16 protein-coding genes are annotated in these 20,446 nt (G+C 47.8%); 6 read left to right on the forward strand and 10 right to left on the reverse strand.

The features are described from left to right. Positions 1-7 precede the first annotated feature (7 nt). Positions 8-1,468: a tRNA uracil 4-sulfurtransferase ThiI gene (thiI, locus tag ACOMG9_RS20525; RefSeq protein ID WP_422472339.1), complete on the reverse strand. Its 1,461-nt coding sequence runs from the start codon at positions 1,466-1,468 to the stop codon at positions 8-10. A gap of 744 nt (positions 1,469-2,212) precedes the next feature. Here thiI and glnA point away from each other — a divergent pair. From glnA to ACOMG9_RS20555, 6 genes are all read left to right on the forward strand, one after another. Next, positions 2,213-3,616 (forward strand): glutamate--ammonia ligase, encoded by a 1,404-nt coding sequence (glnA, locus tag ACOMG9_RS20530; RefSeq protein WP_422135295.1) that lies wholly within the window; start codon positions 2,213-2,215, stop codon positions 3,614-3,616. 253 nt (positions 3,617-3,869) lie between these two features. Beyond that, positions 3,870-4,391 carry a DUF4124 domain-containing protein gene (locus tag ACOMG9_RS20535; RefSeq protein ID WP_422135296.1) on the forward strand — a complete coding sequence of 174 codons (522 nt, stop codon included), beginning with the start codon at positions 3,870-3,872 and terminating at the stop codon, positions 4,389-4,391. A 194-nt stretch (positions 4,392-4,585) separates the two neighbouring features. Next, positions 4,586-5,692, forward strand: a complete 1,107-nt coding sequence (gene glnL / locus ACOMG9_RS20540) for a nitrogen regulation protein NR(II) (RefSeq protein WP_494529317.1) — start codon at positions 4,586-4,588, stop codon at positions 5,690-5,692. A gap of 3 nt (positions 5,693-5,695) precedes the next feature. Continuing rightward, complete coding sequence (ntrC, locus tag ACOMG9_RS20545; protein ID WP_422138876.1) at positions 5,696-7,123, forward strand: nitrogen regulation protein NR(I); 1,428 nt, start codon at positions 5,696-5,698, stop codon at positions 7,121-7,123. Between the two features lie 166 nt (positions 7,124-7,289). After that, positions 7,290-7,844 (forward strand): hypothetical protein, encoded by a 555-nt coding sequence (locus ACOMG9_RS20550; protein ID WP_422410953.1) that lies wholly within the window; start codon positions 7,290-7,292, stop codon positions 7,842-7,844. 152 nt (positions 7,845-7,996) lie between these two features. Continuing rightward, positions 7,997-8,746 carry a fimbrial biogenesis chaperone gene (locus ACOMG9_RS20555; protein ID WP_448218247.1) on the forward strand — a complete coding sequence of 250 codons (750 nt, stop codon included), beginning with the start codon at positions 7,997-7,999 and terminating at the stop codon, positions 8,744-8,746. A gap of 1 nt (position 8,747) precedes the next feature. Here the strand turns inward: ACOMG9_RS20555 and ACOMG9_RS20560 are convergent, their stop codons facing one another. The 9 genes from ACOMG9_RS20560 to ACOMG9_RS20600 form a co-directional block, all read right to left on the reverse strand. After that, a complete protein-coding gene (locus ACOMG9_RS20560; protein WP_448218248.1) occupies positions 8,748-9,626 on the reverse strand; it encodes a hypothetical protein in 879 nt (292 codons plus the stop codon). 134 nt (positions 9,627-9,760) lie between these two features. Next, complete coding sequence (locus tag ACOMG9_RS20565; protein WP_494529318.1) at positions 9,761-12,223, reverse strand: TcfC E-set like domain-containing protein; 2,463 nt, start codon at positions 12,221-12,223, stop codon at positions 9,761-9,763. A gap of 372 nt (positions 12,224-12,595) precedes the next feature. Next, positions 12,596-13,108, reverse strand: coding sequence for a hypothetical protein (locus tag ACOMG9_RS20570; protein WP_448218250.1), 513 nt, complete (start codon positions 13,106-13,108; stop codon positions 12,596-12,598). A 390-nt stretch (positions 13,109-13,498) separates the two neighbouring features. After that, positions 13,499-14,080, reverse strand: coding sequence for a hypothetical protein (locus tag ACOMG9_RS20575; protein ID WP_448218251.1), 582 nt, complete (start codon positions 14,078-14,080; stop codon positions 13,499-13,501). Positions 14,081-14,408: 328 nt separating this feature from the next. After that, on the reverse strand, positions 14,409-15,311 hold the full coding sequence (locus ACOMG9_RS20580; protein ID WP_494529319.1) for a hypothetical protein: 903 nt from the start codon (positions 15,309-15,311) through the stop codon (positions 14,409-14,411). Between the two features lie 25 nt (positions 15,312-15,336). Beyond that, positions 15,337-16,296: a hypothetical protein gene (locus ACOMG9_RS20585; RefSeq protein ID WP_494529320.1), complete on the reverse strand. Its 960-nt coding sequence runs from the start codon at positions 16,294-16,296 to the stop codon at positions 15,337-15,339. A gap of 106 nt (positions 16,297-16,402) precedes the next feature. After that, positions 16,403-18,892 (reverse strand): TcfC E-set like domain-containing protein, encoded by a 2,490-nt coding sequence (locus ACOMG9_RS20590; RefSeq protein ID WP_448218254.1) that lies wholly within the window; start codon positions 18,890-18,892, stop codon positions 16,403-16,405. 136 nt (positions 18,893-19,028) lie between these two features. After that, positions 19,029-19,583 carry a hypothetical protein gene (locus ACOMG9_RS20595; protein ID WP_448218255.1) on the reverse strand — a complete coding sequence of 185 codons (555 nt, stop codon included), beginning with the start codon at positions 19,581-19,583 and terminating at the stop codon, positions 19,029-19,031. Between the two features lie 457 nt (positions 19,584-20,040). Further along, positions 20,041-20,301, reverse strand: coding sequence for a type II toxin-antitoxin system ParD family antitoxin (locus ACOMG9_RS20600; RefSeq protein ID WP_448218256.1), 261 nt, complete (start codon positions 20,299-20,301; stop codon positions 20,041-20,043). Positions 20,302-20,446: the final 145 nt, after the last annotated feature.

Consider the following 20,446-nt stretch of genomic DNA (forward strand, 5'->3'; position numbering starts at 1 on the left):
TTATCGGTTACTTTTTCCCTGGGTTGTAGACGCCGACATTCTCATGCCCTTCGTCACGAAGGTGCATGGCGTGCAACTGACTCATCACCCCTTTTTCGCAGTAGAGCAGGTAGTGCTTATCTTTATCCAGTTCAGCAAATTTTGTCCTGAGCTGATAGAAAGGAATCGTCAGTACTTCTCGGTCATTGAGATCAAAGGGCTTGATCTCTTCTTCATCCGGATGGCGGATATCAACAACAATGTCGTCTTGTTCCGCAGTCTCGAACACCTCAACTTCTTCACGAGTCAGGTCATCGGCAATGATATCAGAAACGGAAACCTTACGACGATCGACTACCGCCGCATCCAGAATGGAGAAATCAAAACGGGCTTCTTGCGCTGCAATTTTTTCCGGCTTGGCCCTGGTGGTCGGATTTTTCGAGATCACCGCACAATACTCGGGAATATTTTTTACCAATTCCTCTGAACCGATCCTGACTGAGATATCAATGATGTCCTGCTTATCCATGGCAATAAGCGGACGCAAGACCAGATGATCGGTAGCCGAATCAATAACCGCCAGGTTGGTGAGTGTCTGGCTGGAAACCTGGGCAACGGCTTCTCCGGTGACTACGGCTTCAACATACATCTCTTTTGCCACCCGGGTTGCAGCTCTCAACATCATCCGCTTGAGAACAACGCCCATCTGGGAGTTATCTACCTTGGTCAGAATCTCTTCGACAACCCCTTCAAAAGGAACCGTAACAAAGTTGACGTTATGGGACGAGCCAAAGCGGCTCCAGAGATAATAAGCCACCTCTTTCACCGCCAGCTCATGGGCATGGCCACCCAGATTGAAGAAACAGAAGTGGGTTCTGATACCCCGTTTCATGGTCAGGAAACTTGAAACTGTCGAGTCAAAGCCACCAGAGATTAGCGATAATACAGGCTCCATAGAGCCCAGTGGGTAGCCACCCAACCCATTACCACGGTTCGTGACCAGGAAATAACGGTCGCCCCTGATCTCAATTTTTACGACAACGTCCGGATTTTTGAGCTTGACACCCGCCGCTTCAGTTCGGGCATTCAGGCCACCACCCACGTATCGCTCCACATCAATAGACTGAAAGTCATGTTTACCTGAGCGTTGACAGGTAACCCGGAAGGTTTTCCCGGCCAGCAATTCACGATTCACTGCCAGAGCATTATGCATAATGTCATCCAGGTCAGTCAGCGGATACTCAACCACCTGTTGCCAGTACGCTATACCGGGAATATGGCTCAACAGATCGGAGACCTGAGCCACCAGCTGAGAATCATCATGACCAGTGGCCAGCTCGATAAAATCCCAGGTGCCAGCCACCTCAACGTCTTCATCAACCCGTTTGAGAATGGTACGAATATTCTTGCGCAGCTGCTTAATAAAACGCTTTCTCACCGGAGGCGTCTTAATGGTAATTTCAGGAAACAGCTTGATGATGAACTTCATAGAATTGTATGTCCGGTGCTCTCCCATCGGAAAAATGTCACCACAGAAAAGTGCCACTGCAAGTCAGGAAGAGAACCCGGTCCAGATGCCAGTTAGGAAAATTAAGAAACGAATCCACACGATTATACAGAAGACTCCCAGACACCGTTAACCCCGGCTGGTAGCAGACAATTCGCTTAGACACCTCGTAAAGGCCACATGGTTGTTAGTAGTCCCTGCAGATTCACGCTACACTGGGCTCCGCCTGGGAATGGTTTTGCGGATATTTAACGGGCAAATGCACCAAACCGAAACACTCTCAAAGTCTGGCGCACTTTTTTTGTGCACTTATTCGATTTAATGAGATTCTTTTCGGTGCAACCACCTGCATTCGGCTTATACTCAGGCATGTTCACGTTTTAGAACTCAGCAAAATCAACCGGTTTTCGATACTGGCACAGCAATTGCTGAGACGGTGTCGGCACAGCCGCCAATGCGGCACAATACGACTAAATGTTGGTAAACCGCCATAACGATTGACAAGTCTCTAGGAGCCTGACCGAGAATAGCGCCCGTAGCGAGGACGGCAGAAAATTGAGGATGAAAATTCGGTTTTGTGAGGAGAATAGCGAGCTATTTGACGAACAAAAGCGGATTTTCAGACCAATTTGCTGCCGCCGCAGTAGGGCAGTCTATTCTCGGTCAGGCTCCTACAATCGACCTGCGGTGCTCAACGAGAGCTATAGTCCTTTGGAGGAATAATAAATGTCCAAGACCCTGAATTTGATCAAGGATCACGATGTAAAATGGGTTGACCTTCGTTTTACCGATACCCGTGGTAAAGAACAGCATGTTTCCCTGCCGGTCGGCGAAGTCGATGCCGAATTCTTCGAGCTGGGTAAAATGTTCGACGGTTCCTCCATTGCTGGCTGGAAAGGCATCAATGAATCCGACATGATCCTGATGCCTGATGACAACAGCTCAGTCATCGATCCTTTTACTGACGAAACTACTCTGAACATTCGTTGCGACATCATCGAGCCTTCAACCATGCAGGGCTACGAGCGTGACCCACGTTCTGTTGCCAAGCGTGCTGAAGAGTACCTGAAGTCTACTGGTATTGCTGACACGGCTTTCTTTGGTCCGGAGCCGGAATTCTTCGTATTTGACGATGTTAAGTGGAACGTTGACATTTCCGGTGCTTCATACCAAATCAACTCTGAAGAAGCGGCCTGGTCTTCCAGCAAGTCTTTCGAAGGTGGCAATATCGGCCACCGACCAAAAGTTAAAGGCGGTTACTTCCCGGTTCCTCCCGTCGATTCACTGCACGATATTCGTGCTGCCATGTGCACAGCGATGGAAGCTCAGGGCCTGGGCGTTGAAGTACATCACCACGAAGTAGGTACTGCGGGCCAGTGTGAAATCGGTGTTAAATTCAACACCATGGTAGCCAAGGCTGACGAAGTTCAGATCCTGAAATACGCCGTACACAATGTTGCTCACGCTTACGGTAAAACTGCCACCTTCATGCCCAAGCCTCTGGTGGGTGATAACGGCAGCGGTATGCACGTTCACATGTCCCTGAGCAAAGATGGTGAAAACCTGTTTGCTGGCGATGGCTATGCCGGTCTGAGCGAAAACGCTTTGTACTACATTGGTGGTGTCATTAAACACGCTAAAGCGATTAACGCTTTTGCCAATGCTTCCACCAACTCCTACAAGCGTCTGATCCCGGGCTTTGAAGCACCTGTTATGCTGGCTTACTCTGCCCGTAACCGTTCTGCTTCCATCCGTATTCCTTACGTAAACAGCCCCAAGGCCCGTCGTGTAGAAGTTCGCTTCCCTGACCCAACAGCTAACCCATACCTGGCGTTTGCTGCTCTGTTGATGGCTGGCCTGGACGGCATCAAGAACAAGATCCACCCTGGCGACGCTGCCGACAAGGATCTTTACGACCTGCCTGCAGAAGAAGCGGCTGAAATCCCGACCGTTGCAGAAAGCTTCGAAGAAGCTCTGGCCGCTCTGGATGCCGACCGTGAATTCCTGACTACCGGCGGTGTATTCACTGACGACATGATCGACGCTTACATCGAACTGAAGAAAGAAGAGTGTGTACAGGTAAGCCAGACCACTCATCCTGCTGAGTTCGATCTCTACTACAGTGTGTAAACGAATAGGGCAGTAACTACTCCTGTTATCAAAAGCCCAAATGCCGGAGTGTCTATCGCTACAGATAGCACTCCGGCTGTTATTCAAGTCCCCTCTATTTCATATCCCCAATACTCGCTTTAAAGTCCTTTCATCGCCTTTTTTTGTCCTTTCTTTGTCCTTTCTTGACCGCACGGATGCAAACAGGTGCGCTCTACAGTACTCTAGGAGAACCCGGAATCAGCCTTAGATCACCATGAAAAGAATAATATTTATGTTATTGCTGGCCCTACCCCTGCCTGGACAAGCCTCTGAAATTTATAAAACGGTCGACAAGAATGGCAATGTCACATTCACTGACAGCCCTGGCGCCCGTGAAAAGGCTGAGCCGGTAGAACTCACTCCCATTACCAGCATACCCTCTACCCAGACAACAGGTCGCTCGTCCATCAAGCCGTTGAATAACCATAAAGAGGGCATTTATCCAGTCTTCACGATTACCGAACCTGCCAATGATTCAACCGTCAGAGATAATGGCAACTTCACCGTTAAAGTCAGCCTGAAACCAAGACTGGTAAAAGGTCACACTTTGTCCTTGTCAGTTGATGGCGTTCAGCAGGGCCCCCCCCAGAGAAACCCTCAATTCAAGCTGAAAAATGTCGATCGAGGTACTCACCAGCTGTCAGTGACCATTCTTGACCCTAAAGGCAAAACCTTAAAAACCGCCAAAAGCACTGTGCATGTGCAGAGAACGGTTTTCAGACCTCCCACACCGGTTCCAACACCAGCCCTCTGAAACTACTGATCGCACTATGTTGGTGCGCTTTGATAAACTGACTTATAATTCGGAGCCTCTCGACTCTTTTCAGTAGTGTGACCTGATGCAAAAAGGTCACACACTGAAAGAGATTGGCAACAGTTGGTTCAATTCTTGCGTAATGTTTTACCAGACCATGAAATAACAACCACCACTTATCCGGGTGTCAGTCGGTGATCAATGAATTTGTACTGGAAAATCTAAACACGGCCATTATTGCTCTGGATCAGGAGCTTCGTGTCTCCTTCATCAACCATGCTGCTGAAGCACTCCTGGATATCAGCGAAAAGAGCGGTCTGCAATTGCCCCCGCCGCAGTCGCTTGACCATGGCTCCATGATGAAAGACCTGCAGCGAGCCCTGGAGCAGAACCAGCAATTTACCCGCAGAGAGTCAGAAATAGTGATTCATGGAGCCCCAGTACTGGTTGATTACACGATTACTCCCGTGGAAAACCAGCACGCCTGCCTGCTGGTAGAGATTCACCCAAGAGACAGGTTGCAACGCATCACTCGTGAAGAATCTCTGATTGCCAAGCAGGAAACCTCACGTATTCTCGCCCGTGGACTCGCTCATGAAATCAAGAATCCACTGGGAGGTATAAGAGGCGCAGCCCAACTATTGGATAAACAACTGGATGACAAAGAACTCAGTGAGTTCACACAGATCATCATTGAGGAAGCGGATAGACTCAGAGACCTGGTTGACCAGATGCTCGGCCCCATCAAACCCCCGAGCATGAACAGTCTGAATATTCACGAGGTGCTGGAAAGGGTTATCCAGCTGATACATGCAGAGACCGGTGGTCAGCTGTCTATTGTGAAAGATTATGATCCCAGTATTCCTGATCTTCCTGCTGACAGGGAGCGGCTGATTCAAGCCATTCTCAACCTGGTGCGTAACGCCATGCAGGCCATAGAACAGCACATGCCTTTAAGTGATGGTCAAATAGCCATTCAAAGCCGTATATCCAGACAGTTCACGATTGGCCATCAACGACGGAAGCTCGTTTGTCGTCTGTCCATTATTGACAATGGTCCCGGTATTCCTGAGCACCTTAAGGAAAATATTTTTTACCCCATGATTAGTGGCAGAGCAGAAGGAACCGGCCTCGGGCTACCCATGGCCCAGTACATTATCAGCCAGCATCAGGGGTTAATTGAATGTGACAGTAAACCGGGGCAGACATGCTTTCACGTCTATCTCCCGCTAACGATTAATCAGCCTTCATCCCAACCGTCTTACATCAGACAGTCTTCAGCGGATAAACAACAGGAGTAATTAATGAGTATGGACTCTAAAGTCTGGATTATTGATGATGATCGCTCTATCCGCTGGGTGCTAGAAAAGGCACTGGCCGGAGAGCAGATCGCAGTCGATGTGTTTGACTCTGCCGACAAGGCTCTGCGGGAACTGCAATACTCTCAGCCTGAAGCCATAATCAGCGATGTCAGAATGCCCGGTACCAATGGGCTGGAATTCCTCAAGGAAGTTCACGAAACCTACCCGGATCTGCCTGTCATCATTATGACCGCCCACTCAGATCTTGAAAGCGCTGTCTCCTCCTATCAGGGTGGCGCTTTTGAATATCTTCCCAAACCCTTTGATATAGACGATGCCGTTTCATTGGCCAAACGTGCCATTGAGCACAGCTGCCAGAAAAAGACAGAACAGGTGATTGAGGCGGTTGATAACGGTACAGAGATTATCGGTGAGGCACCTGCCATGCAGGAAGTCTTCCGTGCCATTGGCAGGCTATCGCAGTCCAATATTACTGTACTCATCAATGGTGAATCTGGCACAGGTAAAGAACTGGTTGCCCAGGCACTGCACAAGCACAGCCCCAGAGCCAATAATCCTTTTATTGCCCTGAATATGGCAGCCATACCCAGGGACCTGATTGAATCAGAACTCTTTGGCCATGAAAAAGGGGCATTCACCGGTGCCGGTGCCATGCGCAAGGGGCGCTTTGAACAGTCTCAGAACGGCACACTGTTTCTTGACGAAATAGGAGATATGCCCGCAGAAACACAAACCCGTCTACTTCGGGTACTTGCAGACGGTGAGTTCTATCGGGTGGGTGGTCATACTCCGGTAAAAGTCGATGTCCGCATTATTGCAGCCACTCACCAGAATCTCGAAAAACTGGTTGAGGAAGGCTCATTTCGAGAAGACTTATTCCATCGACTCAATGTGATTCGTGTTCACCTGCCAAGACTCAGAGAACGCTCAGAAGATATCCCTGTTTTGGCCAGACATTTCCTGGACAGGGCCGCCAAAGAACTGAACGTTGAGCCCAAAGTACTCACCCAGGAAACAGCGAAATTTATTGCCAGTCTGGAATGGCCCGGTAATGTCAGACAGCTGGAGAACACTTGTCGCTGGCTGACGGTGATGGCTTCAGGCCGGGAAGTACTGATCTCTGACCTTCCACCTGAACTGTTGAGCCAGCCCGACAGTGGCCCGGTCACTCCCCAGTCAGGCAACTGGGAGCAGCAGCTTCGTCTCTGGGCAGACAGAGAGCTTGCAGCAGGACACAGCGGCATTCTGGACAAAGCTATCCCGGCTTTTGAAAAGATCATGATTGAATCAGCTCTGCAACACACAGGAGGTCGAAAAAGAGATGCTTCCGAGCTATTAGGCTGGGGCAGAAACACCCTCACCCGTAAAATAAAAGAGCTGGAAATGTCCGACAAAGCTTTGACAGAATAACGCTCATGGAATCGGGGGGAGCCGTTTCTCTGACGGTATCCCTCCATTGGACACATCAACATGCCCGAATATCTTCCGCTACTACCCGATAAACTGTCCTGCCAAACAAGTCTCTGAGAATTTCTATACTCCATTTAGGTAACACCAGACAGGAAGTAGGTGTAATATGAAACTCTCAGCAATGGTCTGCAGAGGCTTAGTCGCCTCATTAGTTATTCTCATCACGTCTTCGAGTTATTCTGCGCAACAGGGCAATATTGGAAAAACATCCACAGGTTCTTTCGGTATTCGCCTGGTTATAAAGCCTAACTTGCAAGCCTCCATAGCAACTCCCTCCACATCACAAACGGATGACACGAATTCAAACGCTGCCAACCTCAATGACGCAACATCAACTGTTGCTAAATTCAATGAGGTGGAGCCTATTTGCATCAAGGGTACGGGAATTAATCAGTACTCTGTTGTCACAGAAGGTTCAGGAACAGGTGGCTCCTATGCGCTCAGAAATGATCAAAGTTCCTATAACTATGAAGTCGACCTCTGGTCTTCTAATCGCGAAGCCCAGGCCCTTAACAGTGGACAGAACAGTAACCCGATCAATGCACTGCCACGCAGCTCAGACTGTAATAACAGTGAAACGGGTTTTATGGTGAAACTACCTCAAGACGTGGCTCAGCAGCCTCTTGAAGGTGAGCTAAACTTGATCATCAATGCCGAATAAGACGCTTTATCAAAGGCTGTTTACCACAGGCGATAGTACCCGTAGAATGAAGGCCGAAGACTATTGCCTGATATTCAAACTCTGGTTCCCGTGCTTTTAGACCCACTGGGTCAAAACCGGGAACCAGTCGTGATGAAAAAGAGATCACTTCAGTGACTGGATCAGATTACAGAAACACAAAAGCCCAACAGATGCGGTCGTGGCTTAAACTTTGTCGTCTATCGATATTATTGGCTTTGGCACCTCTGGCTATAACCCTCAATGCTTTCGGCGCCATGTCACTGGATAAAATGATTGTTTATTTCGAGCCGAACAAATCCCCTCGTCAGGACATAGTCGTTACCAATCCGGATAAGGAAAACCTGTATCTGCAGACTGAGGTCTACAAAGTCGTTAATCCCGGCACCAAACAGGAAGAAAGGGTTCGTATTACCGACCCTTCCGAGCTGAAATTACTCAGCACGCCACAGAAAACCATTGTTGCCCCCAACAGTCGAAAAACCGTTCGACTGGTCAGCCTTGAGACACCAAAAACAACTGAGTCAGTCTACAGAGTAACCTTCAAACCCGTCGTCGGTGATCTGGAAGCCACCCAGAATGCCATTAAACTGCTGATTGCCTACCAGGCTCTGGTCTTTGTTCGCCCGGAAAATCCGGAATACAAAGTGACAGCCAGACGAGAGAAAGACTCAATCACTTTCACCAACAGTGGCAACGTTAATGTGGTATTGCGCAATGGACAATTTTGCTCAGACCAGAAAGGCAAACGTCAGTGTTCTGATATTGATGAGATTAAACGACTGTATGCTGGTCAGAGTTGGACATTGAAAATTCCCAGCAGCAAAACCCAAGTGGAATACGGTTTGTTCAATGGCAGCACAGAGGAAAGGAAAAAGTTCTAACTTATAGAACGGTTACTGTTACCGTTACCGTATCTTTATAGATGCCGGGCTCAAGTCCTGATACTTCTGATGGAGGTACGGTAACCTCAAGATTCATATTGGAGCCACCGCCACAATACTGCTGAGTAGAACCTTTCCAGGGCTGCCCATCCACTCCCGGCGTCAGGGTTTCCAGAGAGCCCCCCTGCCCTACTCTTAACTGATAGCCCACCCGACCTGATAGTAGAAAAGTACTACTGAGTCCCATCGCTCTGACCTTGAAGTCAGATCCACTTTGAGTGTAAACACAAAAGTCCATATCCCCCTTAAGACTCTTGTCACTGAGTGACATGTCTTTCAAGCCACTGATCTGGATACGATCAGGAATTTTCACATCAAAGATAAGGTCACTATTATCTGTGTAAGGGATGAAACCACCACTTTCCATACCTTTGAGCTTTAATGTCGCCTTATAACTTCCGGGTTGACGCCCTTCTAAATCAATCGCATTCACCTTAACCGATACTTTCCCTCCTACCTGTCTCCAAGTCCTTGGAGTCAGGAATGTCGAACTCGTATCCGGAATATTACTGCCATCTTTTAGCAACAATGAATTTATGCCCTGCTCAAAGACCACACGAGACATTTCTATAGAAGGAGCGCTCCCTGAAGAGACGAAATCAAAATCGGTAGCTTCAATGGTGTAATCTTCAGCTCGCCGATACCAGCCACAACGAGGAAAGCGTGGCCCAAGACCGGTGCCATTGCACGATTGCAGCTGCAGAGGCAGGTCGATATCAACATCTCCACCGGTCCAGGTAACAGGCAGCGCAACATATTGCGGCTGACCAAAAACGAAAAAGCCTGAAGCTGTGTTAGCTAATGTCAGTGCAATTAGCACAAGTATTCCTCTGAGACATATCATAAGAAAACAACATCTGTTCTTATCTTGACTGGACCTTAACTCTAACCATCATAATATCTCCGTATGACCGAGTATTACTGATGCTCAGCCGCTGTCCTGTTCGCCATTGGTCAACTGCCTGACAGCTTGGGAACGCAATCATACTTGGAAAGATCCACGGTTCCCATTCTTAGTATGTATTGCTTATCATCCGTTTCAACGGGCACTGTGCATTGCAAACCATTCTCCAGTTCAACCCTCAACTCATGAATATCTGAACGGGCTTCTATCTGGAACATGCCAATATCGTCAGTGCTGGAGGGATAAAGTCCTCCGATAATCCGGGCTCTGTCCAGAGGCTCACCCTTCATTAACAAGCGACCAAAGAGCAGTTTCAGGGGGATAGCCTTATAGTCGAGTGTCACGACATTTCCGGGATACAGGGTGACCCGGCGCTCACGCTCATCAAAGCTGTAAAGGGTATCCCCTGAAGGCGACAGGGTAACGGTATATTGCTCAAAAGGCGCCAGCGGGATCACCGAAGGTCTGTCCGCTACGGCATAACCCCTTTTATGACCATCAATGGTTACATCAAACACGTCGCCTTCACGACCTTCCAGATTGACCACCAGAGCACTCTCTGCCAACTGCTCTCCTCCCATAGCCACAACATTGCCATCGGTCAGGAAGCTGGTACTGAAACTGCCGTTATAATTAGTAACCTGGTTATCCTCTGTTGAGCTATGGTTAACTGTCAATGCGGCTTTGCCAAACCGGTTACCGTATTGCAAAACACCATCGAGTCTGCGTTCGCCACTGCCCGCTTCTGCAGAGACAGTAGAAGTCAGCTGACCATCATAAAGATCACCGTCATCCCAGGAAACTGACAGTCTCAATTTTTCTGTTCTGTCTTCTATGCCGTCAGTCTTCTGAACCTCAGCCCTGGGGTTAACCCGGAAAGTCCACCGATCCTCACGATATCTCCACTCCACACTCAACAACGCCACAGAGTTACCTTCTGACTCACTCACACTGAAAGTAACGTTTGTATCGTAATCCAGCGTTCTGAAAACTGTCGCGGTGTAACTCAATCCGTGGGTTTCCGTTCTGGCAGCGTTATTATTTCTATTGCTGCTGAACCGATAATTGGCACTACCTCTCCAGAGAGGTGCAGAAACAGAAAAATTGCTTTGCTCAAAAGCATCACCGATCAGTGCCGGGCGATCAGGATTTTCTACTTCGCTATCGTCTCTCCAGAGTCGACGATAACTGCCGAAGAGAGAGACGTTGCCCAACCAAACCTGGCCTGTCAGGGCCGTACCATAACTACCATTATCCGCCAGCATCACCGAAGGCGATAACTGATAACGATAACCCAACTTAAACAGACCCAGTTCAAGCAATGAAGTGTCTAAAGTCGCGGCGGCAGAGAGAGTCCCCGCCAGAGTATCAAAAATTCTTCGACTGACACCGGCCCGTGTCAACCACTGCTGGGTGCTATCAGGCAGAACCCCATCAAAAACCGATGTCATCACACGCCCCGTCTCAGCAAAAAGCAGCCATTCACCTTCAGGGGGTAGTTGAAACTGCTTGGCAAAAAAACGGGTTTCCTCAGACAGCAGGCTACCCTGCTCATCCAGAATCCGGATGTCTATATCATAGGCCCCCGTGGGAAAAGTGGTGGTATTCAGAGCCTGAAGACCGGCTTCCAGGAAATAAGAGGCAATCAGTCGTCCATCTTTTCTGACTTCAACCCTGCCCCTGAGCGGCATAAAGATATCAATCGGCATACCGCCACTGAAATCGGTGTCGTCTCTGGTGTTATCAGAACTCCGAAATCGAGCTCCAACAAGAGGCTGATCGGACGTAAAATTCAGGCCAAACCCCTGACTTGAAAGTAAGCCAAGATCGTATTCAAAGCCTTCAAAATCTCTCTGACCGTAGAGCTGATTGACCGAGAAGTCTTGAGACTCTGAATAGTCCCAACTCCAGAGCACACTGTTTTCACGATAAGACAACAGCGTCAGACCATACAAAGTGTAGTCACTGCTATTAGCGTCATCAGATGTACCGGTGGCGACTGCCGCAAAGTTCTGCATCATGGCAAAGCCCGAGTCAGAGGGAGGTAGGTATTTCCTGACATCGGCAGCTCGGGTTAACAGGAAACGGGGATTAACAAACACATCAACCCGGAAGCGGGATTCATCAAAAATCACACCGGCAACAGGAGGATTAAGAACACCGCAATCCCTGGTGACATTGGGCGGACAGATTGCCTCAGTATGGGTATTGAGCTCGCCCGATAAAGCCGAAGCCAAAAAAGCAGGATCATTCACCGAACCGATCAGACGAACCACTTCATTAACATTAGATAGGGCAATTTTACCGGGTTGGAAGGTGGCCAGCTGGGAAGTTAAATAGCGCTTGCCATAATAGATATCCACCAGCGACTTCTGAGGTTGACTGAGCGTCTCAAAACCCGCAGGTACTTTATTCTGGGCAAGAAAAAGCGTCTGACTGGCCATAGCTTTCGAGCAGATAAAAACCATGGGCAATGCAACGGATAAAATGTCAATGCATTTCCACTTTATCATGGCCCGGAACAATCCTTTTTGTTACTGCTCTGATGCTTAAGAAAAGGAAATTTATACCACAGGTTCGCTCAGGACATTTACTCACAGCAGCTTTATATACAGAAGGCCGACCGAGAATATACCGCCCCACGCGGCAATTGCTCCTGCGTTGCTCTAGTTTCTGCATCCATGCAGTCGCGTGGCGGCAGTAAACTGGTCTGAAAATCCGCTTTTGTTCGTCAAATAGCTCGCTATTCTCCTCATAAAACCGAATTTTCATCCTCAATTCCCTGCAGTCCTCGTTACGGGATCGCCCAGACGGGCGCTATTCTCGGTCGGCCTCTCAGGAAAGTCAGCGAAAATACCAGAGTCAACTGCACTGGGTATCTGGAATTAGATAGATGAAACTGTCACTGTAACTGTGTCTGAATAAACACCTACATCTTTACCTTTGTAATCTGCTTCTATAATGTCTGCGGTAATTCTGGATTCCAGAGCCGCATCGCAAGTGTTACCACCAATGACGCCATCTCTTGTAAAACTTCCTGCCGCAACACCTGACCCCAAGTGACCTTTTCCCCAGATCTGATCCGCCGCACCCCCTTTCTGAGAATAGGTCAACGAATAAGGGATCTTAACAGTTGCCGTACCTGATCCTGGCACCAATGCGAAATCATTGCTGCTCGTCAGGCTAACTTCGTATTTTTCAACGTTTGAATCAACACAAGAAGGAGTAAAACCGGTGAGATCACCAGTAGTGGCAGAGGCAGTATTGAAAGATACATCCTCCAAACCAAAGAGCCTTATTTGAACATCGTTTCTAAGAACGATGTCAAACTTGCCGGTAGACGAGTTTGCTGTGGGTCCTGTTGGGTTATCAGCCGCCTGCAGCCAGACAGAAGCCATGGCTGCCGATAGCGCAACAGCTGTAGTTACTTCTTTAACTCCATCTCTTCACCCTTCACCTAACCAGTTCGTAACCTGCTATACATCTTATGCCAAAAGCGCTTTAAGACATCCTGACATCGGAGCTTCTTTTCAAGCTCCGCTTGAGTAGTGTAGCAGACATACAGAAATGCACATGGGCTCAACAGATATACTCATATCATAAACTTTGTCGTTTACCTCAATAATTAACCAGTGTTGTATTCCACAATGGGCATTTCTAGAGACCGGGACAACAGACAACAGCGATTGCTTATATCGTGGTTTGGCTAAGGACTATTACTTGTAGGCATTCTCATTTCTTGGAAAACCAGCGAAGATACCGAAGTCAAGTTCACTGGCTATTAGAGATTAGATAGACGAGACCACCACTGTAACTGTGTCTGAGTAGACGCCGACAGCTTTACCAGTGTAATCCGCTTTTTTAATGTCTACAGTAATCTTAGATTCTAAAACACTGCAAATGAGTTCAGCATGTATAAGGCCATCTGTCTGAAAATCGCCCGCTGTAGCACCTGACGCCAGGTGGCCAGCCCCCCAGACCTGATCTTTTGCACCCAGCTTCTGAGAATAGGTAAGCAAGTAAGGGATATTGCCCGCTGCTGCACCTGACCCTGCCATCAATGCGAAATCATTGCTGCTTTCCAAGCTGACTTGGTATCGATAAACGTTTGAATTTACACAAGAAGGAGTAGAACCTTTGAGATCACCGCCAGAAGTGGTGTCGAAAGTCACGTCCACCAGACCGAAGAGCTGTATTTGAACATTGTTTCTAAGAACGATGTCAAATTTTCCGGTAGATGAGTTTGCAGTGGGTCCTGTTGGGTTTTCAGCTGCCTGAAGCCGGGAAAAGGCCAGTCCTGAAGATAGCGCAACAGCAAATACTACTTCTTTAATTCCATCTCTTTCTCCTATATCTAACCTGATCGCCAATCTGTTTTGCTTCTATATTTCAGGGGCTCTATGACGACCCCTAAGCCTCAGTTCAGACTCTATCCAGAGCAGTTTAGCAGACACACAGAAGCAATCAGGCTTAACAGATGCGGCCACAAATTAAATATTGTCGTATATGACATATCATTGGTTTATGTGATCTCGCGCAGTAGATAGTTTAGCTCATGCCAGAGCGACAAACGCCGGTGTTGTAACATTTATAATATTAAAGGACGAGCAAAACTGAACATTGAAAACCCCGGCTGCAACATCGAAGACGAATGCAGTGTTTTCAATGGCAGCACAGAAAAGAGATTGGCATTTTAACTTATAGAACCGAGACCGTCACCGTTACCGTATCTTTATAGATGCCGGGCTGAAGTCCAGACACTTCCGATAAAGGTACTGTAATTTCAAGATCCATATTGGCGCCGCCGCCACAATACTGTTGAGTAGAACCAGTCCAGGGCTGCCCATCTATTCCCGGCACCAGGGTTTCCATAGCGCCCCCTTGCCCTACTCTTAACTGATAACCCACCTGACTCGATAAAAGAAAATCATTATTCAGCCCGGTAGCCCGGACAGTGAAGTCAGATCCACTTTGAGTGTAAACACAAAAATCTATATCACCCTGAAGACTCTGGTCAGTGAGCGCCAGGTCGCTCAGGCCGCTGATCTGGATGCGGTCAGGAATGTTCAGATCAAAGATGAGATCGCTGTTATCGGTATAAGGTATAAAACCTCCGTTCTCCATGCCTGTGAGCTTTATTACAGCCTGATAATTTCCGGGTTGACGACCCTGTAACTCGATAGCATTCACCGTAACCGATACGTTCCCATCTACCTGCCTCCAAGTCCCCGGATCTAAAAATGTCGAACCCGTATCAGGAACATTGCTGCCATCTTTTAGCAACAATGAATTGCTCCCCTGCTCAAAGATCACCCGGGACATTTCTATAGAAGGGACACTCCCTGAAGCAATGAAATCAAAATCAGTCGCTTCAATAGTGTAATCTTCAGCTTGTCGAAACCAGCCACAGCGGAGAAAGCTTGATCCAGTACCGATACCATTGCACGACCGCAACTGAATAGGCAGATCGATATCAACATCGCCACCGGTCCAAATAACAGGTGTCGCAGTATATTGCTGCTGACCAAAAACGAAAAAGCCTGCAGCCGTATTAGCCAATGTCAGTGTAATTAGCGAAAGTATCCATCTGGCATATATCATAAGAAAACAACATCCATAGTTATTTTTATCGTGCCCTGACTGTAACCGTCATGGTATCGCTGTAAACACCCGAATCGATGTTATTAAGAGCCCCCTGATTGATCCTGACCAGCAATGTCATGTTATCCTGACCACCGCAATCCTGCTGAGTACTGGCAGTCCAGACCTTGTTAGGTCGTTGCCCCTGCCTGCGATAGTTCCGCCAGTCTTGGCTGGGGGTCCTGACCCTCATACGATAATCAACGCAATCCGATGGGTTCACACATTGTCCCTGTTTGCTCAGCATAAAGTTACCGCCCGAGTTACTGCTGCTATCGAAGTCTATAGAGACGCCACCGGTATTACTGAATACACAGACACCAAATTGAGCATCCAGATTATTACCAGACAGGTCATTGGTATCCAGAGCGACATCTTCAAGACCTGATATTTGCACCAGCTCGGGTACAACGATTGGAATAGTCACCAGAATACTGTCCAGATGGCGTGTTTGGTACATATCTTCGCCGGCGATATAAAAGCTAAAGTCGTATGTGCCAGCCTCAAGCTGTTGCAGTCGACTCTGATTAAAGGTAAAAGTAAACGAGCCCGTCACTGTGCCATTGGTAGTGGTCTCGAAAAATGCGGAAGAGCTTTCAGAGTGTGTCCATTCTCCGGGCACTAAACTCCCCTGATTTTCCAGCTGACTATATTGAGCACTGATCAAAAACTCTGACAACTCATCCGCCTGATAACTATCAGGAACATTACTCGAAGGGCTCTGGCTGCCGGGATCAGAATCAGAGAGAGCCAACCGATAATCCTGACCTACACAGCCCGAATTACAAAATGCACTGAAGGAAACCGTGAAGTTATAGGTGGGGTTTGCACTGCCCGAGGAGACGTTGAGCGGGTCAGCGACAAAACCTGAGAAATCAAAGAACGCCTGTGACCCTGACGAAAAGAATATCAGTACTGCAAAAAACACCTTGATAAAATACTTCAATGTCTTCAATCCCGGGCCTTTATACGACAGACCTTCTTGTAATCAATGCACCTGAACACTGCAGGATCCCATTATCCTGTTATCTATTTTTTTCTGAAAATCCCGCTCAGGAATCATCGCGTTTACCGATGGCCAGCTGACCTTCCAGCTCGGGAACACAATCAGACTCGGAAAGATCCAGAGTTCCCATTCTTAATATGTATTGTTCATCATCCGGTTCAACAGGTACGGAACATTGCCAACCATTCTCCAGCTCAATCCTCAATTCGTTAATATCTGAGCGAGCTTCTATCTGGAACATGCCAATGTCGTCTGAGCTGGAAGGATAAAGCCCTCCGGTTATCCGGGCTCTGTCCAGAGGTTCACCATTCATTAACAGACGACCAAAGAGCAGTTGCAGTGGGATAGCTTCATAGTCCAGTGTCACCACGTTTCCCGGATACAAGGTAAAACGGCGCTCCCGCTCATCAAAACTGTAAAGGGTATCTCCTGAAGGCGACAGGGTAACGGTATATTGTTCAAAAGGCGACAGTGTGATCACCGACGGTCTGCCCGCCACGGCATAACCTCTTCTCTGGCCATCAATTCTCACATCAAAAACGTCGCCTTCACGACCTTCCAGATTGACCACCAGAGCACTTTCAGCTCTTTGCTCTCCCCCCATGGCAACAACATTGCCATCGGTCAGGAAGCTGGTACTGAAACTGCCGTTATAGTTAGTAATCCGGTTAGCTTCTGTTGAACTGTGGTTTACCGACAATGCCGCTCTGCCAAACCGGTTACCATACTGCAAAGTACCATCGAGTCTGCGTTCGCCGCTGCCCGCTTCTGCGGAGACACTGGAAGTCAACTGGCCATCAAAAAGATCACCGTCGTCCCAGGAGGCTGACAGCCTCATTTTTTCTGTTCTGTCTCTAACACCGTTATTGTCTTGAACCTCAGCCCGGGGGTTAACCCGGAAATTCCAACGGTCCTGACGGAATCGCCACTCAAAACTGAACAGCGCTACAGTGTTACCTTCTGATTCACTCAAACTGAAGGTCGCACTGGTGTCGTAATCCAGTGTTCTGAAAACGTTAGCGGTGTAACTCACTCCGTGGGTTTCTGTTCTACCGTCGCTATTATTTCTGTTGCTGCTGAATCGGTAATTGGCGTTACCTCTCCAGAGGGGTGCAGAAACAGAAAAACTGCTTTGCTCAAAAGCATCACCGATCAGTGCCGGGCGATCCGTGTTTTCCTCTTCACTGTCATCTCTCCAGAGTCGGCGATAACTGCCGTTGAGAGAGACGTCGCCCAACCAGGTTCTGCCAGTCAGGGTCATACCATAGCTGCCGTTATCTGCTACCATCACCGACGGTGATAACTCATAACGATACCCCAGATTAAACAGACCCAGCTCAAGCAATGCAGTGTCCAGAGTAGCGGCAGCAGAGAGAGTACCTGCCATAGTATCAAAAATTCTCCGACTCACACCGGCCCGGGTCAGCCACTGCTCGGTACTTTGAGGCAGGGTGCCATCGAAAACCGATGTCATCACACGCCCTGTTTCGGCAAAGAGCTGCCATTCACCTTCAGGGGGTATTTGGTACTGTTTTGAAAAGAAACGGGTTTCCTGAGACTGCAGGTTACCCTGTTCATCCAGAATACTGATTTCTATATCGTAGGCACCACTGGGAAAATTAGTGGTATCCAGAGCCTGAAGACCCGCTTCGTGGAAATAAGAGGCAATCAGTCGTCCATCTTTTCTGATTTCAACCCTGCCTCTGAGTGGCATAAAGATTTCAACCGGCATACCACCGCTGAAATCGGTGTCGTTCCGGGTATTATCAGAACTCTGAAAGCGGGCTCCCACAAGAGGCTGGTCGGACGTGAAATTCAGGCCAAACCCCTGACTTGAGAGCAAGCCAAGATTGTATTCAAAACCTTCATACTCCCTCTGACCATATAGCTGATTGACCGAGAACTGCTGTGACTTTGAATAGTCCCAGCTCCACAGCACACTGTTTTCATAATAAGACAACAGTGTCAGACCATTCAGAGTGTAGTCATTGCCATTAGCGTCTTCAGTGTTACCCGTGGCCGCTGCCGAAAAGTTCTGCATCATGGCAAAGCCTGCATCGGATGGCGGCAAATATTTTCTGACATCTGCAGCCCGGGTTAACAGAAAGCGGGGATTAACAAACACATCGACCCGGAAGCGGGACTCATCAAAAATCACACCGGCAATGGGAGGATTAAGAACACCACAATCCTTCGTGACATTGGGCGGACAGATCGCCTCGGCATGGGTATTCAACTCGCCCGATAAAGCTGTCGTCAAAAAAGCAGGATCATTCACCGAACCAATCAGGCGAACCACTTCATTAACATTGGAAAGGGTAATTTTACCGGGTTGAAAGGTGGCCAGCTGGGAAGTTAGATAGCGGTTGCCATAATAGATATCCATCAGCGACTGCTGGGGCTCGCTGAGCGTCTCAAAACCTTCGGGGACTTTATTCTGAGCAAGGAAAAGCGGCTGACTGGCCACAGCTTTCGAGAAAATAAAAACCATGGGCAATGCAATACATAGAATGTCAATGCATTTCCGCCTAGTCATGACCCGGGAAAGTCCTTTTTGTTACTGCTCTGATTCTTCTACCGTGGGTTGGCTCAGGGCTATTACTCACGGCTGTTTTTTATTTTTTTGGAGAGCCAGCGAAGATACCGGAGTCAACTTCGCTGGCCATGTGGGATTAAATAGCTGAAACCACCACTGTAACCGTATCTGAATAAACACCTACATCTTTACCGGTGTAATCCGATTCCAGTATGTCCACGGTAATTTTAGAGTCCAGAGCAACACTGCAAGTGTCACCACCTATTGTGCCATCTCTTGCAAAATCACCCGCTGCATCACCCGAGCTCAGGTTGCTATCACCCCAGATCTGGTCTGTCGCCAAGTTCTGTGAATAGGTCAGCAAATATGGGATATCACCTGATGCAGGGCCCGATCCAGCTATCAATTTGAAATCATTGCTGCTTACCAGGCTGACTTCATATCGTTCAACGTTTGAATCAACACAAGAAGGAGTAAAACCTGAGAGATCACCGGTAGTGCCAGAGTCGGTATCGAAAGTTACGTCGTCCAGGCCGAACAGTTTTACTTGAACATCATTTCTAAGGACAATATCAAAATTGCCAGTAGATGAGTTTGCAGTCGGCCCCGTTGGGTTATCAGCCGCCTGAAGCCCGGAAGAGGCCAGCCCTGCAGACAGTGCTAAAGCCACAGCTACTTTTTTAAATTCCATCACTTTCTCCAATATCTAGAACTAGTCCGTTGTCTATTTTTCTTCTAAGCTCCAGGTGTGTTCCGACACCTGATCTCGAAGCCACTTTTCAGGCTTCTTTCGGAACATCAAGGCAGACATGGAGAATGACAAAAAGAACTAAACAACCACTGTCTTTTTATTATTCTTATGACTGACTTTCCCTGAAACCGATACTTCTTATTTTCTCTACACGCTTTAGTTAGCCCAAGGCTGACTAATGTACGTATTTTCCGATAAGGCTAACATAAATAATTGCTCACAAAAACATCTATTGGAGATATATTGATCCATGTCAATACCTCATATTCAAAGATTTTGAAAACAGGTACTTCCCGCATAAATGCAAGCGGATACATCAATATAAATTTATATATCAAACTTTTGAGTAGACTTTTTTAGATAAACATTTATTTTCAGGTCGTCAACGTAATCGTAACTACACGACATCACGTCTCACGTTTAATTCATCAAGCAAACGATCCATATCAAAGTCTTTTACAACCGGGCTGTTACGACCGGCTTCTATTTTGTCCTTCAGAACCTGTAACCTGGCTTCATATTCTTGCTCTTCTTTTTCAAAGACCCTGAGCGCTGCCCTAACCGCCTCACTAACAGACTGAAAACGACCCTTTTCTATAAGATCATTGATGAAGTCTTCGTAATGCTGGCCTAATGTTACCGATGTTGTTCTTGCCATAGCTCCGCACCATTTGTGTTAATAATTAACACATATTACTACATCTGGCGATTCTGCTTTCTATTCTTTCGTTGGGTTGAACGCACAAGACGCCAAACGAGCTTAAGGTGATCCGATTTCTGCTACCAAGCAACTGGCAGCCTGT

This window comes from Endozoicomonas sp. PH6C (assembly GCF_059322965.1).